The sequence below is a fragment of the Pseudomonas guariconensis genome (assembly GCF_015680235.1).
Taxonomy (GTDB): Bacteria; Pseudomonadota; Gammaproteobacteria; order Pseudomonadales; family Pseudomonadaceae; genus Aquipseudomonas; species Aquipseudomonas guariconensis_A.
In genome coordinates this window covers 130,291-144,237 of record NZ_JADLJL010000007.1, presented here as the reverse complement: position 1 = coordinate 144,237, position 13,947 = coordinate 130,291, and the positions used below count along the sequence as shown (strand labels likewise).

Sequence of the window (13,947 nt, the reverse complement as noted above, 5' to 3'; positions counted from 1 at the left end):
GGCTTACCCCGCGATTGGACCATCCCGCGAAGCATCAACGCTGCGAGCCAGGCCCTTGTTCCAGGTGCGCCTGGCTGCAATACCAGTCGCTACCCAGCCGCAGGGCGCGGTCATTGGGCAGGTGTACGCCGCAATGGGCGCAGCGCACCATTTTCAGCGGGTCGTCGAGCTTGGGCTCGGCAGGGGAGTGTTGGCTGGCCTTGAACTTGCGCCACAGCCAGAACGCAGCGGCGATCAGGGCGATCCAGAAAAGTAGACGAACCATGGTGTCCAGCTTGTCGAGAATGAAGAGCGACAGTCTAGGGCGGCGCCAACAAAAAAGGGAGGCCTTTGGCCTAATGCTGCTCAGTTAAGTAATTGGGGCTGCTATGCAGCCCATCGCGGGGCAAGCCCGCTCCGACAGGATCACGCAAACCTTGCCAACGGCGGGTTTCCTGTAGGAGCGGCCTTGTGCCGCGATGGGGCCCTAATTGCTTAACTGGCCGGCATTAGGCCTCGGGCCTCCCTTTCTCAGGCTGCGGTCGATCAGTCGAACAGACCGAAGGTCATATAGCTGAACCACGAACGGTCCTTCTCGGCCTCCTTCGGGCCTTCAGGGCGGATCGCATCACCGTCTTCGTCCTTTGGCAGCAGCTCTTCAGGCATTTCTGCGCGGGCATCCTGGAACTGCTTGACCACATCCTGGTTGGCGCGGGTTTCGCCCGGCGGCAGCGGGGTGTCGGTTTCGATCAGGCCCAGGGTCGCCTTGGACAGCCACGAGCGGTTGTCGGCTTCGTCCTGCTTGGGCTCGAACTGGCCGTCGACCAGGCTTGGGTGGTCCGGGTAGTTGAGCTTGAGGGTTTCCAGGCTGGTGGCGGCCAGGTCGTCCAGGTGCAGGCGCTGGTAGGCCTCGACCATCACGGCCAGGCCATCGCCGACCGATGGCGTTTCCTGGAAGTTCTCGACCACGTAGCGGCCACGGTTGGCCGCGGCCACGTAGGCCTGGCGGCTCAGGTAGTAGTCGGCCACGTGGATCTCGTAGGCCGCCAGCAGGTTGCGCAGGTAGATCATGCGCTGCTTGGCGTCCGGCGCGTAGCGGCTGTTGGGGAAGCGGCTGGTGAGCTGGGCGAACTCGTTGTAGGAGTCGCGGGCAGCGCCCGGGTCACGCTTGGTCATGTCCAGTGGCAGGAAGCGCGCCACCAGGCCACGGTCCTGGTCGAACGAGGTCAGGCCCTTGAGGTAATAGGCGTAGTCGACGTTCGGGTGCTGCGGGTGCAGGCGGATGAAGCGCTCGGCGGCGGACTTGGCGGCTTCCGGCTCGGCGTTCTTGTAGTTGGCGTAGATCAGCTCCAACTGGGCCTGGTCGGCGTAGCGACCGAACGGGTAGCGCGACTCCAGGGCCTTGAGCTTGCTCACGGCGCTGGTATAGCTGTGGTTGTCCAGGTCGGCCTGCGCCTGCTGGTACAGCTCGGCCTCGCTGAGGTTCTCGTCGACGACTTCCTTGTTGGAGGAACAGGCAGCGGTGAGCCCGAGGATGGCGATCAGCAGCAGGTGTTTCACTTGCATGGCGGCTTGCGTCCCTTTGACGGCCGCTGTCTTGGGCGGTGCCGTCCTGTTATGATGAGCGCCCCCGGCCGAACCCGGGGCAAAAGAAGTCGTATTTAACCACAAGCGCGCAGCCGAAACCAAAGGCTGTGCGCCCGCCGAATCGAGCATGTCCGAGATCATTCAACTTAGCGCAGAGGTCCCGTCCGAACTGGGCGGTCAACGCCTCGACCAGGTCGCCGCCCAACTCTTCTCCGAGTACTCGCGTTCGCGCCTGGCCTCGTGGATCAAGGACGGTCGCCTGACGGTCGACGGCGCGGTGCTGCGCCCGCGCGACACCGTCCACAGTGGCTCCATCCTGGCCTTGGAGGCCGAGCAGGAGGCCCAGGGCGAATGGGTGGCCCAGGACATCGAGCTGGACATCGTCTACGAAGACGACCAGATCCTGGTGATCAACAAGCCTGCCGGGCTGGTTGTGCACCCGGCGGCGGGCCATGCCGACGGCACCCTGCTCAATGCCCTGCTGCACCACGTGCCGGACATCGTCAACGTGCCCCGTGCCGGTATCGTGCACCGCCTGGACAAGGACACCACCGGCCTGATGGTGGTCGCCAAGACCCTGCAGGCCCAGACCAACCTGGTCGACCAGCTGCAAAAGCGCTCGGTCAGCCGCATCTATGAATGCATCGTGGTGGGCGTGGTGACTGCCGGTGGCAAGATCGACGCGCCCATCGGTCGCCATGGCGGCATGCGCCAGCGCATGGCGGTGACCGACGGCGGCAAGCCGGCGGTCAGCCATTACCGTGTGCTCAAGCGCTTCCGCTCGCACACCCATGTGCGGGTCAAGCTTGAAACCGGCCGTACCCACCAGATTCGCGTGCACATGGCGCATGTGGGCTTCCCGCTGGTCGGCGACCAGACGTACGGCGGCCGTTTCCGCATCCCGCCGGCTGCCAGCGTGGCCATGGTCGAGGCGGTCAAGAACTTCCCGCGCCAGGCCCTGCACGCGCGCTTCCTGGCATTGGACCACCCGACCACCGGCGAGCGTATGGAATGGGCCTCGCCGCTGCCGGATGATTTCGTCTGGCTGCTGTCGCTGCTCAACCAGGACCGCGAGAGCTTCATCGGATGAGTGGCCTGACGCAGTCGCTGCTGTTCCCTGACTGGCCGGCCCCGGCCTCGGTACGCGCCTGCGTCACGACCCGCCAGGGCGGTATCAGCCTGCCGCCCTACGACACGTTCAACCTCGGTGACCACGTCGGCGACGACCCGGCTGCGGTCGCCGAGAACCGTCGCCGCCTGAGCGCCGAATTCGGTATTCGCCCTGCTTGGCTCAAGCAGGTCCATGGCGTGGTGGTGGCCGATGCCAACCCGGCCCGTGTGGCCGAGGCCGACGCCAGCTTCACCGACCAGCCCGGCATCGCCTGCACCGTGATGACCGCCGACTGCCTGCCCGCACTGTTCTGCGACCGCACCGGCACCCGCGTGGCCGCCGCCCATGCCGGCTGGCGCGGGCTGGCAGGCGGCGTGCTCGAAGCCACCCTGGACCGCCTTGGCGTGCCCGCCGAAGACGTGTTGGTCTGGCTGGGCCCGGCCATCGGCCCCCAGGCTTTCGAAGTCGGCCTGGAAGTGCGCGATGCGTTCACCGCCCTGCATCCGCAAGCGGCCCAGGCCTTTGTGCCGGGCGAACGCCCAGGCAAACTGATGGCCGACATCTACCAGCTCGCCCGCATCCGCCTGGCTGCCCGTGGTGTCACCGCCGTTTATGGCGGGGGCCTGTGCACGGTCAACGACCCGCGCTTCTTCTCCTATCGCCGCACCCCGCAGGGCGGGCGTTTCGCCTCCCTGGTCTGGCTGCAAGCCTGAATCACATTCCCTTGTAGGAGCCGGTTTTCCGGCGATTGGGCTGCAAGGCAGCCCTAACCACTCTTCCATCCGCTGACCCGTGTCAACCCCGCTACGCTTGAATCTTCCAGAATCACCCTTATCTATTGGTCATCTCAGGCAGGTTTCTTCATTCAGGTGCTATCCATCGCTCCGCCTGCCCTTATAGGAAGGTATCCCCCATGCGAATAGACCGTTTGACCAGCAAGCTGCAACTGGCGTTATCCGATTCCCAATCCCTGGCCGTAGGCATGGACCACCCGGCCATCGAGCCCGTGCACCTGATGCAGGCGCTTATCGATCAGCAGGGCGGCTCCATCAAACCACTGCTGATGCAGGTCGGTTTCGACGTCAATGGCCTGCGTCAGGCCTTGGTGAAGGAAATGGACCATCTGCCGAAGATCCAGAACCCTACGGGCGATGTGAACATGTCCCAGGACCTGGCGCGCCTGCTCAACCAGGCCGATCGCCTGGCCCAGCAGAAGGGCGACCAGTTCATCTCCAGCGAGCTGGTGTTGCTGGCCGCCATGGACGAGAACAGCAAGCTCGGCAAGCTGCTGCTCAGCCAGGGCGTGAGCAAGAAGGCCCTGGAGAACGCCATCAACAACCTGCGTGGCGGCGCGGCAGTCAACGACCCCAATGCCGAGGAGTCGCGCCAGGCCCTGGACAAGTACACCGTCGACCTGACCAAGCGTGCCGAGGAAGGCAAGCTCGACCCGGTCATCGGCCGTGACGACGAAATCCGCCGCACCGTGCAGGTGCTGCAGCGCCGCACCAAGAACAACCCCGTGCTGATCGGCGAGCCTGGCGTCGGCAAGACCGCCATCGCCGAAGGCCTGGCCCAGCGCATCATCAACGGCGAAGTGCCCGACGGCCTCAAGGGCAAGCGCCTGCTGGCGCTGGACATGGGCGCGCTGATCGCTGGCGCCAAGTACCGCGGCGAGTTCGAAGAGCGCCTGAAGGCGCTGCTCAATGAGCTGTCCAAGCAGGAAGGCCAGATCATCCTGTTCATCGACGAACTGCACACCATGGTCGGCGCCGGCAAGGGCGAAGGGGCCATGGACGCCGGCAACATGCTCAAGCCGGCCTTGGCTCGGGGCGAACTGCACTGCGTCGGTGCCACCACGCTGAACGAATACCGCCAGTTCATCGAGAAGGATGCCGCCCTGGAGCGTCGCTTCCAGAAGGTGCTGGTCGACGAGCCGAGCGAGGAAGACACCATCGCCATCCTGCGCGGCCTGAAAGAGCGCTATGAAGTGCACCACAAGGTGGCCATCACCGACGGTGCGATCATCGCCGCGGCCAAGCTCAGCCACCGCTACATCACCGACCGCCAGCTGCCGGACAAGGCCATCGACCTGATCGACGAAGCGGCCAGCCGCATCCGCATGGAGATCGACTCCAAGCCGGAAGTGCTCGATCGCCTCGACCGTCGCCTGATCCAGCTGAAGGTTGAGTCCCAGGCCCTGAAAAAGGAAGAGGACGAAGCGGCCAAGAAGCGCCTGGAGAAACTCACCGAGGAAATCCAGCGCCTTGAGCGCGAATATTCCGACCTCGAGGAAATCTGGGCGTCGGAAAAAGCTGAGGTGCAAGGTTCGGCGCAGATCCAGCAGAAGATCGAGCAGGCACGCCAGGAACTCGAGGCCGCCCGCCGCAAGGGTGACCTGAGCCGCATGGCCGAGCTGCAGTACGGGGTGATCCCGGATCTGGAGCGCAGCCTGCAGATGGTCGACCAGCACGGCAAGAGCGAGAACCAACTGCTGCGCAACAAGGTCACCGAGGAAGAAATTGCCGAAGTGGTGTCCAAGTGGACAGGCATCCCGGTGGCCAAGATGCTCGAAGGCGAGCGCGAGAAGTTGCTGAAGATGGAGGCGCTGCTGCACCAGCGCGTCATCGGCCAGAACGAAGCCGTCACCGCCGTGGCCAACGCCGTGCGTCGCTCCCGTGCCGGCCTTGCCGACCCGAACCGGCCGAGCGGCTCGTTCCTGTTCCTCGGCCCTACCGGCGTGGGCAAGACCGAGCTGTGCAAGGCCCTGGCCGAATTCCTGTTCGATACCGAAGAGGCCATGGTGCGCATCGACATGTCCGAGTTCATGGAGAAGCACTCCGTGGCTCGCCTGATCGGTGCCCCGCCCGGGTACGTGGGCTACGAGGAGGGCGGCTACCTGACTGAGGCCGTGCGGCGCAAACCCTATTCGGTGGTGCTGCTCGACGAAGTGGAGAAGGCGCACCCGGATGTATTCAACGTACTGCTGCAGGTGCTCGAGGATGGCCGCCTGACCGACAGCCATGGCCGTACGGTGGACTTCCGCAACACGGTGATCGTGATGACCTCCAACCTGGGCTCGGCGCAGATCCAGGAACTGGCCGGTGACCGCGAGGCCCAGCGTGCGGCGGTGATGGATGCGGTGAGCTCGCACTTCCGTCCAGAGTTCATCAACCGGATCGACGAAGTGGTGGTGTTCGAGCCGCTGGGCCGCGAGCAGATCGCTGGTATCACCGAGATCCAGCTCGGCCGCCTGCGCAGCCGCCTGGCCGAGCGCGAGCTGTCGCTGAGCCTGAGCCCGGAGGCCCTGGACAAGCTGATCGCCGTCGGCTACGACCCGGTGTATGGCGCGCGTCCGCTCAAGCGTGCGATCCAGCGCTGGATCGAAAACCCGCTGGCACAGTTGATCCTCAGCGGGCAGTTCCTGCCAGGCGCGGCGATCACCGCCAAGGTCGAAGGCGACGAAATCGTCTTCGCCTGATCCGCTCTACCGAAAGCCCCGCATCTGCGGGGCTTTTTTGTGGGCGTCCGCTGTGGGAGCGGGCTTGCCCCGCGATCGCGTCAGCCCAGCAAACGCCATGCATCCTGCCCACGCATTCGCGTAACGAACCCGCTACCACAAAGGCAAGCCCAGGCAGGAGGGGCCGTTGCAGGCCCTCTGGGATAACTATTTGAGAAAGTTGAATTTTTTGCTTGCATCCTGAATCGAGTGCACCTAATATACGCCCCGCTGTCAGGCACTACACAGATCACCGGCGGTACAAGGGATCTGAAAACAATTTGCAAATCAGTAACTTGAAAGCAAATTGGGGGTTGACAAGCAAAACGAAGAATGTAAAATAGCCGGCCTCAGCAGCGACAACGCTGAAGAGTTCGAAGCTAACACAGACTTCGAAGTTGTACGAAGTTCAGTTCCGCGATAGCTCAGTCGGTAGAGCAAATGACTGTTAATCATTGGGTCCCTGGTTCGAGTCCAGGTCGCGGAGCCAATTTCGGGGTGTAGCGCAGTCCGGTAGCGCGCCTGCTTTGGGAGCAGGATGTCAGGAGTTCGAATCCCCTCACCCCGACCATTTTCCGGGTCGTTAGCTCAGTTGGTAGAGCAGTTGGCTTTTAACCAATTGGTCGTAGGTTCGAATCCTACACGACCCACCATGTAAAAAGGGCATCTCGAATGAGATGCCCTTTTTCTTTTGCCTCGAATTCATACGCCCACGCTGCAGTCGCCCTGTTGTAGGAGCGGCCTTGCGCCGCGAAAGGGGCGCAAAGCGCCCCCGGCGATCTTCAGTGCAACTTCAAGCGCGGCTCGGTGCCCCGGCCAATCTTGCTTCCGAGCATCATCATCGCCGTGCGGAAGAATCCGTACAGCGCCATCTGGTGCATCCGGTACAGCGACACATAGAACATCCGCGCCAGCCAGCCCTCCAGCTTAACGCTGCCCATCAGGTTACCCATCAGGTTGCCCACCGCCGAGAACCGCGACAGTGACACCAGCGAGCCATAGTCCTTGTACTCATAGCTCGGCAGCGGCTTGTTCTCCAGGCGCGCTTTCAGGCTCTTGGCCAGCATCGAGGCCTGCTGGTGCGCCGCCTGTGCCCGTGGCGGCACGTTGCGGTCGCTGCCCGGTTGCGGGCAGGCGGCGCAGTCGCCGAAGGCGAAGATGTCATCGTCGCGGGTCGTCTGCAGGGTAGGGCGCACCACCAGCTGGTTGATACGGTTGGTTTCCAGCCCATCGATGTCTTTGAGGAAGCCCGGCGCACGGATACCGGCCGCCCACACCTTCAGGCTGGCCTGAATCACTTCGCCGGAGGCCGTCTTGAGCCCATCCTCGGTCACTTCGCTGACCGCCGCATTGGTCATCACCGTCACCCCGAGCTTTTCCAGGGTCTTGTGCACCGGCACGCTGATGCGCTCCGGCAGGGCGGGCAATACGCGTGGGCCGGCCTCGATCAGGGTGATGTGCATGTCCTTCGGCTGGATGCGGTCCAGGCCATAGGCCGCCAGTTCATGGGCTGCGTGGTGCAGCTCGGCTGCCAGTTCCACGCCCGTGGCGCCTGCGCCGACGATGGCCACGCTGATCTTCTCGCTGGCCACATCACCGGCGTGGGCACGCAGATAATGGTTGAGCAACTGCTGGTGGAAACGCTCGGCTTGCTTGCGGGTGTCGAGGAACAGGCAATGCTGCGCCGCGCCCAAGGTACCGAAGTCGTTGGTGTTGCTGCCGACGGCGATCACCAGCGTGTCATAGCCCAGGGTGCGCGCAGGCAGTAGCTCGCGGCCCTCTTCGTCGAGGGTCGCGGCCAGCTGGATCTGCTTGGTTTCCCGGTCGAGCCCGCTCATGCGCCCCAGCTGGAAGTTGAAGTGGTTCCACTTGGCCTGGGCCACGTAGTTCAGTTCATCTTCCGAGGAGTTCAGCGAGCCTGCAGCCACTTCGTGCAGCAAAGGTTTCCAGATGTGCGTCAGGTTGGCGTCGACCAGGGTAATCTCGGCCTGCTTGCGCTTGCCCAGGCTTTTACCCAGGCGGGTCGCCAGTTCCAGGCCGCCGGCGCCGCCGCCGACAATCACGATGCGATGAGTCATTGGGATATCTCACAAGTTTTACGGAATTCGTGGCCATGTCGGCCGGCCGCGGCATGCGGGAGAGGAGGGCGAGCGCAAGGCAGCTCATAGCACCAGTCCACTCAGCAGGCGGCTCAACAGGCCCAGACCGATGGTCACCGCGACCACCAGCACAAGGAGCAGCAAAGGCCGGAAGGGCCTGCGCTCGACTCGATGCTGGGGGGCACGCAGATACTCATCGACGCGACGCTGATCTTCAGGATTCAGGCGGCTGGTCATGGTGGGCCTCGTCAGATAGACGTTTGTGACTGCGCGTACGCCACAGCGTTCACGCAAGCGCTTGAAACAAATGATAATGCGTTCTATCCCTGGCGCCGAGTGTACGTCATCGCAAAGACTCTCGGCACTGGATCAAAGACTGATGCCCACGTCGAAGACGATGCTGCGCCCCAGGTTGCCGCGTAGGAAATCTGGCGCATCGGGGTGGGCGAACAGCACCCTGGCGAACGTCGGCCCCACCAGCGACAACGACCGCCAACCTTGGCGCAGGTATTCGGTGGGCGGTGGGAAATGGCTGTTGAGGTCCAGCACCTCGCGCTTGAGGCTGGCGAAGGCGATGATGTCCAGCTCGCCCAAATCCAGCCCGCGCTCCTGGTAGTTGTGCGCCTTCTTGCGCAGCGTCGGCGCCAGGCGCCCAAGCAGTTCCTGGGCGCTGATCCGCCGTGGCCGGGCCTCGCGGCGCACCAGCTGGCTCAGGGAAAACGCGCTGCGCCGGCGCTGCAGCTCCGCGCGCCACTCATCATTGAGCCGGCGCCCTTCATCGAGCACGAAGAACACCTCGAACGCCGCATCGCGAAACAGTACGTCTGGCGGCTCCTGGCCGGCCGGGGTGAAATCTTCGCTGCGGTAAGGAATGTTCAGCCCTTGCAGCAGGCGTTGGCACACCCAACGCTCGCGTTCCCATTTGCGGGCATTGGACAGAAACGCATTCGCTTGTTCGGCCTGGATGGTGAGCAGGCGCAGGTAGTCTGAGTCATCCATGGGAACAAGCTTAGTCGCTATCCATGACGGTAAGATGCTGTTTGTGCGCAAGAATCGCCCTTCGGCCAGCCGACCCGGCCGGCGCTGGCGACGATAGGGTGTAGACTCGGCCTATTCGGCACGGCAGAAGGAGCGAACCGGTGATCAGCGCGCAGGTCCTGTCCACCACCAGCCTCACTCTGGGTTGGCTCGGCTACGTGCCTCTGCTCATCTGGGCCCTGGGCCGCACACGCTGGGTGGAACTGTTCAGCGATAGCCGCCGCCAGCACCTATTGTTCGGCACCGTGTTCGGCTTGTTCATTCTGTGGTTGGTGCGGCGCGATTTCGACACAGGCGTGTCCTACCATTTCATCGGCATGACCGCCGTGACCCTTCTGCTCGACTGGCCATTGGCAATTGTCGGCGGCGCCCTGGCCCAGCTCGGCCTGCTGGCCCTCGGGCGCCTGGATCTGGCCGCGCTGGGCGTCAACGGCCTGTTGATCATCGGCCTGCCGGTGTTGGTAACGGAGGTGTGCGCCATCTTGGTCGAACGCGCGCAGCCACGAAACCTGTTCGTCTATATCTTCTCGGGGTTCTTCGCCGCAGCGCTGTCGGCTTTGCTCTGCCTGCTCGCCGCGCTTGGCCTGCTGTGGCTCGATGGGCGTTTCGCCATGCCGGAGTGGCTGGCGGACTTCATCGGTTATCTATGGCTGATCATTTTCCCCGAGGCCTTCATCAACGGCACGGTGATCAGCGCACTGGTAGTGTTCTGCCCGGAATGGCTGGAAACATTCAACCGCACTCGATATTTGCAGGCGCCCTGGAACGACGAAGATCGCTGACCCCAAGCACCCACAACCGCGAGCCCGCGATGGGCCGCGTAGCGGCCCCAACTACACGAATGATCGGGACTTCCTCAATGCCGAGGCTCAAGATCCCCAGAATAAAGCTCATCCTCCGACTCATCCGCTCCCGGAATCTTATGCTCCTCAGCCGCCCAGGCCCCTAGGTCGATCAACTTGCAACGATCGGAACAAAACGGCCGGAACGGGCTCTTCTCGCTCCATTCCACAGGTGCACCGCAGGTCGGACAGTCCACAGTCATCGGCTGGCTCATGGCTGGCCTCCTCGTAACGTCAGGTAAAAGTGGTGCAGACGGTCGATCTGCTCATGCAACCAGCCAAGGTCCCGGTCATTGACCACCACGTCATCGGCATGGCGCAACCGCTCCTCGCGGGCCGCCTGGGCCTTGAGGATCGCCTGCACCTGCTCGGGGCTGGTGTTGTCTCGCGCCAGGGTGCGCTGGACCTGCAGCTCTTGCGGCGCATCGATCACCAACACCCGCTGGGTTTTCTCGATCTGGCCAGACTCCACCAACAGCGGCGAGACATAGATCGCATAGGGCGACTCGGCTTTGGCCAAGTAGCTGAAGATCTCCTGCCCGATCAATGGGTGCAGCAGTTCCTCCAGCCAGCGGCGCTGAGTGGGGTCGGCAAAGATCAGCTGGCGCAACGCCGCGCGGTCAAGCTGCCCATCGCCCTGCAGCACGCCGGGCCCGAAGCGCTCGACGATGCTCGCCAATGCCGGCCGGCCAGGCTCCACGACCCAGCGCGCCGCCTGGTCGGCATCGACCAGGTGCACACCCAGCTCCACGAAACGCGCTGCCGCGGCGCTCTTGCCGCTGCCGATGCCGCCGGTGAGCCCGAGAATCCAAGGGGTAAATGCCGCAGTGGTCATCAGTTTCCAAGCAGTTGCATGTAAGAGACGTATATTTCATCACCCCAGAGCATCGCGATCCAGCCCGCAATGGCCAGATACGGCCCAAAAGGCATGGTCGAGCCCATCGACGCCTTGCGCAGGCGCAGCAAGCACACGCCGATCACCGCCCCCACCACCGACGACAACAACAGCGTCAGCGGCAGCACATGCCAGCCACCCCAGGCACCGATCAATGCCAGCAGTTTGAAATCGCCATAGCCCAGCCCCTCCTTGCCAGTGACCAGCTTGAACAGCCAATACACTGCCCAAAGGCTCAGGTAGCCGATTATTGCCCCCCACACGGCCGCTGACAGAGGCACGAACAAGCCAAAGGCGTTGCAGGCCAGCCCAAGCCACAGCACCGGCTTGACCAGCGCATCGGGCAATAACTGGTGATCGCTGTCGATCAGGCTCAGGCTCAACAGGCTCCAGGTCAGCACCAACCCAAGCAGCGTCTGCAGCGTCGGCCCGAACTGCCACGCCACCACCACCGAAAGCACCGCGCACCCCAGTTCCACCAGCGGGTAGCGGATGCCGATGGCGGCCTTGCACGCCGAGCAACGCCCACGCAGGGCGAGGTAACTGAGCACCGGGATATTCTCCCAGGCACGAATACGATGTCCGCAATGGGAACAGCGCGACGCCGGCAGGCACAGGTCGAAGCGCTCGTGTTCCTGCACGGGCAGGCCAAGCACCTCCTGCGCCTCCCGCTGCCATTGGCGCTCGAGCATGATCGGCAGCCGATACGCCACCACATTGATGAAGCTCCCGACCAGCAACCCCAACAAGCCTGCGAAGGCCAGAAACAGTGCCGGCTGCCCGGCGAAAAAAGTCCAGAGATTCATGTCAGACCAAGTTACCCAACTGGAAGATCGGCAAGTACATGGCGACCACCAGGCCACCCACCACCACGCCGAGGACCAGCACGATGGCGGGCTCCAGCAGGCTGGTCAACTGGTCGAGGGCCTGGCTGACCTGTTCTTCGTAATGTGTGGCGGCTTTTTTCAGCATCTGGTCGAGCGTGCCGCTGGATTCACCGATCGCCGCCAGCTGCACCAGCAAGGGCGGAAACAGCGGGTCCGCCGCCATCGCCTGATGCAACCCCTGGCCATTGCCCATGGCCTGGCGCAAGCGCAAGACCGCCTGCTCATGCACCTGCCCACCACACACCGTCGCCACCGTGCCCAGTGCATCGAGCAATGGCACCCCAGCCCCATAGGCCGTGGCCAGGCCCCGCGCAAAGCGCGCCAACGCCGCTTGCCCCAGCAGCTTGCCCAGCACCGGCACCCGCAACGCCTGGCGTGCGATCCACAAGCGTGCCGGCGCATGACGCCGATGAAGCTCGCGCACGCCCGCTGCCAACAACACAACCGTCGCCGCTACCCAGGGCGCATACCGCCCAAGCCCTGTTGATAAGTCGATCACCCATTGCGTAAACGCCGGCAGCGATGAATCGAAGCTGGCGAACAACCCCTGGAACCGCGGCACCACCTCCAGCAGCAACAGCGCCGACACCCCCAGCCCGGTCAGCAACAGCAGCAACGGGTAGAGCATCGCCTTGCGCACCCGACGCTGCAGCGCCTGGCGCTGTTCCAGCATGCCCGCCAACTGCTCGAGCTGCCCGTCCAGCGTGCCGGACTGCTCACCCATGCGCACCAGGTTGCAGTACAGCCGGTCGAACCACGCCGGGTGGCGTTGCAGCGCCTCGGCCAGCCCCAGCCCCGCGCCAACATCCTGTTGCAATTGCGCCAGCAACCGCCCCAAGTGTTCGTCGCCCCCGCTGCGGCCCATCACCTCGAACGCCTGCAGCAGCGGCACGCCAGCCTTGAGCAAGGTCGCCAACTGCCGGCTGAACCCCGCCGCATCCGCCTTGCCGCGGCCTGCTGGCCAGCGCCATTGCAGGCGGCTCGCCGGCCGCACCCGCCCCACGCGAATGCCCTGGCGCTGCAAGTCGGCCCGCACGAACGCCAAGCTGCGCCCCTCGGTGCGGCCGTTGATTCTGTTGCCGTTGATGGTGGTGCCTTCCCAGGCGTACAAGCGTGTCGAATGGCTCATGCAAACGTCCTATGTTGCAATGCCGACAAGCCCCGTAACAGCTTGCCGTGCCCATGGCCGGGCGGGTTTCCCTGTTGGTCACTAGAGTAGTCCAGCGAGCCCGGCATCCAGGCGGGCAGGGGTGACAAAAGGTGTCGGTTCGGCTCTACTGCGCGCCTGTCTGTCCTAGGTGTCCGAGATTGGATCCAAGGCATAGCCGTATCAACAAGGAAAAGCGTTCATGAAAGGGCAACGGGGCATCACCCTGATCGAGCTGATGATCGTCGTGGCGATCATCGGCATCGTGGCGACCATCGCCATTCCCATGTACACCAACCAGCAAGCCCGCGCCAAAGCCAGCGCTGGCCTTGCGGAAATCTCCGCACTCAAGACCGCGATGGAACTGCGCCTGAACGAAGGCAAGGACGTTGCCGACGTCAACGCCCTCGGCGGCCAGCCCACCACCGCCCACTGCGCCATCACCGCCCGTGGTACCGCAGCCGACGGCACCGCGGCAATCACCTGCACCCTCGCCGATGCACCGGCCAACGTGCTCGGCAAGACCCTCACCTTGACCCGCACCACCACTGGCTGGCGCTGCACCACCACGGTGGAAGAAGACCTCGCCCCGAACGGCTGCAAGGGCGCCTGATGCGGGCGCCAGGGGCGGGGGAATAAGCGAGGGGAAACAGAGGTTTGCGTAACGCCCGCGGCAGTGGTAGCGTTGCGCTCACGCCGGTGTAGCTCAGTCGGTAGAGCAGCGCACTCGTAACGCGAAGGTCGCAGGTTCGATTCCTGTCTCCGGCACCAGTAAAATCAAGAGGTTAGGTTAGTTTCGGTTTTACCTGCAGTCGGTGATGACAGCAAGGTGACAGCAACTGATGGCTTTCTCAACGACCTCACCT

The 13,947-nt window shown here is 63.8% G+C and carries 14 protein-coding genes and 4 tRNA genes; 9 read left to right on the top strand and 9 right to left on the bottom strand.

Going from position 1 to position 13,947, the window contains the following annotated elements:
- Positions 1–34: 34 nt before the first annotated feature.
- Positions 35–265, bottom strand: coding sequence for a PP0621 family protein (locus IRZ56_RS08045; protein ID WP_196144456.1), 231 nt, complete (start codon positions 263–265; stop codon positions 35–37).
- 260 nt (positions 266–525) lie between these two features.
- Entirely contained in the window at positions 526–1,545 is a 1,020-nt protein-coding gene (locus tag IRZ56_RS08040) for an outer membrane protein assembly factor BamD (protein ID WP_196144455.1), read from the bottom strand.
- A 148-nt stretch (positions 1,546–1,693) separates the two neighbouring features.
- Here IRZ56_RS08040 and rluD point away from each other — a divergent pair, with 148 nt between their 5' ends.
- From rluD to IRZ56_RS08010, 6 genes are all read left to right on the top strand, one after another.
- Positions 1,694–2,656 carry a 23S rRNA pseudouridine(1911/1915/1917) synthase RluD gene (gene rluD, locus IRZ56_RS08035; protein ID WP_196144454.1) on the top strand — a complete coding sequence of 321 codons (963 nt, stop codon included), beginning with the start codon at positions 1,694–1,696 and terminating at the stop codon, positions 2,654–2,656.
- A complete protein-coding gene (gene pgeF, locus IRZ56_RS08030; protein WP_196144453.1) occupies positions 2,653–3,390 on the top strand; it encodes a peptidoglycan editing factor PgeF in 738 nt (245 codons plus the stop codon). Before rluD ends, pgeF begins: the two co-directional genes overlap by 4 nt.
- A 200-nt stretch (positions 3,391–3,590) precedes the next feature.
- On the top strand, positions 3,591–6,155 hold the full coding sequence (gene clpB, locus IRZ56_RS08025; protein WP_196144452.1) for an ATP-dependent chaperone ClpB: 2,565 nt from the start codon (positions 3,591–3,593) through the stop codon (positions 6,153–6,155).
- Between the two features lie 432 nt (positions 6,156–6,587).
- Positions 6,588–6,663, top strand: a tRNA-Asn gene (locus IRZ56_RS08020).
- A gap of 4 nt (positions 6,664–6,667) precedes the next feature.
- Positions 6,668–6,744, top strand: a tRNA-Pro gene (locus IRZ56_RS08015).
- A 6-nt stretch (positions 6,745–6,750) separates the two neighbouring features.
- A tRNA-Lys gene (locus IRZ56_RS08010) sits at positions 6,751–6,826 on the top strand.
- Between the two features lie 129 nt (positions 6,827–6,955).
- On the opposite strand, the gene IRZ56_RS08005 is transcribed toward IRZ56_RS08010, so the two are convergent.
- The 3 genes from IRZ56_RS08005 to IRZ56_RS07995 form a co-directional block, all read right to left on the bottom strand.
- Positions 6,956–8,251 carry an NAD(P)/FAD-dependent oxidoreductase gene (locus IRZ56_RS08005; protein WP_084857033.1) on the bottom strand — a complete coding sequence of 432 codons (1,296 nt, stop codon included), beginning with the start codon at positions 8,249–8,251 and terminating at the stop codon, positions 6,956–6,958.
- 84 nt (positions 8,252–8,335) lie between these two features.
- Complete coding sequence (locus IRZ56_RS08000) at positions 8,336–8,509, bottom strand: DUF3094 family protein (RefSeq protein WP_084857035.1); 174 nt, start codon at positions 8,507–8,509, stop codon at positions 8,336–8,338.
- 132 nt (positions 8,510–8,641) lie between these two features.
- Positions 8,642–9,271: a DUF1780 domain-containing protein gene (locus tag IRZ56_RS07995; RefSeq protein ID WP_196144451.1), complete on the bottom strand. Its 630-nt coding sequence runs from the start codon at positions 9,269–9,271 to the stop codon at positions 8,642–8,644.
- Between the two features lie 140 nt (positions 9,272–9,411).
- Here IRZ56_RS07995 and IRZ56_RS07990 point away from each other — a divergent pair, with 140 nt between their 5' ends.
- The gene (locus IRZ56_RS07990; RefSeq protein WP_196144450.1) at positions 9,412–10,092 is read left to right on the top strand and encodes an energy-coupling factor ABC transporter permease; all 681 of its coding nucleotides are present in this window, start codon (positions 9,412–9,414) and stop codon (positions 10,090–10,092) included.
- 74 nt (positions 10,093–10,166) lie between these two features.
- On the opposite strand, the gene yacG is transcribed toward IRZ56_RS07990, so the two are convergent.
- Genes yacG through IRZ56_RS07970 form a run of 4 tightly spaced genes read right to left on the bottom strand, consistent with a single transcriptional unit; the run spans position 10,167 to position 13,063 of the window.
- On the bottom strand, positions 10,167–10,367 hold the full coding sequence (gene yacG / locus IRZ56_RS07985; protein WP_084857049.1) for a DNA gyrase inhibitor YacG: 201 nt from the start codon (positions 10,365–10,367) through the stop codon (positions 10,167–10,169).
- Positions 10,364–10,987 carry a dephospho-CoA kinase gene (gene coaE, locus IRZ56_RS07980; RefSeq protein ID WP_196144449.1) on the bottom strand — a complete coding sequence of 208 codons (624 nt, stop codon included), beginning with the start codon at positions 10,985–10,987 and terminating at the stop codon, positions 10,364–10,366. Before coaE ends, yacG begins: the two co-directional genes overlap by 4 nt.
- On the bottom strand, positions 10,987–11,853 hold the full coding sequence (locus IRZ56_RS07975) for a prepilin peptidase (RefSeq protein ID WP_196144448.1): 867 nt from the start codon (positions 11,851–11,853) through the stop codon (positions 10,987–10,989). The genes coaE and IRZ56_RS07975 overlap by 1 nt, the downstream gene beginning before the upstream one ends.
- Before the next feature lies 1 nt (position 11,854).
- Positions 11,855–13,063, bottom strand: a complete 1,209-nt coding sequence (locus IRZ56_RS07970) for a type II secretion system F family protein (RefSeq protein ID WP_196144447.1) — start codon at positions 13,061–13,063, stop codon at positions 11,855–11,857.
- A gap of 220 nt (positions 13,064–13,283) precedes the next feature.
- On the opposite strand from IRZ56_RS07970, the gene IRZ56_RS07965 reads away from it, so the two are divergent.
- Both IRZ56_RS07965 and IRZ56_RS07960 read left to right on the top strand, forming a co-directional pair.
- Complete coding sequence (locus tag IRZ56_RS07965) at positions 13,284–13,694, top strand: pilin (protein ID WP_196144446.1); 411 nt, start codon at positions 13,284–13,286, stop codon at positions 13,692–13,694.
- An 82-nt stretch (positions 13,695–13,776) separates the two neighbouring features.
- Positions 13,777–13,852, top strand: a tRNA-Thr gene (locus tag IRZ56_RS07960).
- Positions 13,853–13,947 lie beyond the last annotated feature (95 nt).

What these genes read in the sequence shown, in the direction of transcription:
- clpB (WP_196144452.1), top strand. Translation starts at nt 3,591, where the DNA reads ATGCGAATAGACCGTTTGACCAGCAAGCTGCAACTGGCGTTATCCGAT.
- IRZ56_RS08000 (WP_084857035.1), bottom strand. Translation starts at nt 8,509, where the DNA reads ATGACCAGCCGCCTGAATCCTGAAGATCAGCGTCGCGTCGATGAGTAT.
- IRZ56_RS08005 (WP_084857033.1), bottom strand. Translation starts at nt 8,251, where the DNA reads ATGACTCATCGCATCGTGATTGTCGGCGGCGGCGCCGGCGGCCTGGAA.
- yacG (WP_084857049.1), bottom strand. Translation starts at nt 10,367, where the DNA reads ATGAGCCAGCCGATGACTGTGGACTGTCCGACCTGCGGTGCACCTGTG.
- IRZ56_RS07965 (WP_196144446.1), top strand. Translation starts at nt 13,284, where the DNA reads ATGAAAGGGCAACGGGGCATCACCCTGATCGAGCTGATGATCGTCGTG.
- IRZ56_RS08045 (WP_196144456.1), bottom strand. Translation starts at nt 265, where the DNA reads ATGGTTCGTCTACTTTTCTGGATCGCCCTGATCGCCGCTGCGTTCTGG.
- rluD (WP_196144454.1), top strand. Translation starts at nt 1,694, where the DNA reads ATGTCCGAGATCATTCAACTTAGCGCAGAGGTCCCGTCCGAACTGGGC.
- coaE (WP_196144449.1), bottom strand. Translation starts at nt 10,987, where the DNA reads ATGACCACTGCGGCATTTACCCCTTGGATTCTCGGGCTCACCGGCGGC.
- IRZ56_RS08040 (WP_196144455.1), bottom strand. Translation starts at nt 1,545, where the DNA reads ATGCAAGTGAAACACCTGCTGCTGATCGCCATCCTCGGGCTCACCGCT.
- pgeF (WP_196144453.1), top strand. Translation starts at nt 2,653, where the DNA reads ATGAGTGGCCTGACGCAGTCGCTGCTGTTCCCTGACTGGCCGGCCCCG.
- IRZ56_RS07995 (WP_196144451.1), bottom strand. Translation starts at nt 9,271, where the DNA reads ATGGATGACTCAGACTACCTGCGCCTGCTCACCATCCAGGCCGAACAA.
- IRZ56_RS07975 (WP_196144448.1), bottom strand. Translation starts at nt 11,853, where the DNA reads ATGAATCTCTGGACTTTTTTCGCCGGGCAGCCGGCACTGTTTCTGGCC.
- IRZ56_RS07970 (WP_196144447.1), bottom strand. Translation starts at nt 13,063, where the DNA reads ATGAGCCATTCGACACGCTTGTACGCCTGGGAAGGCACCACCATCAAC.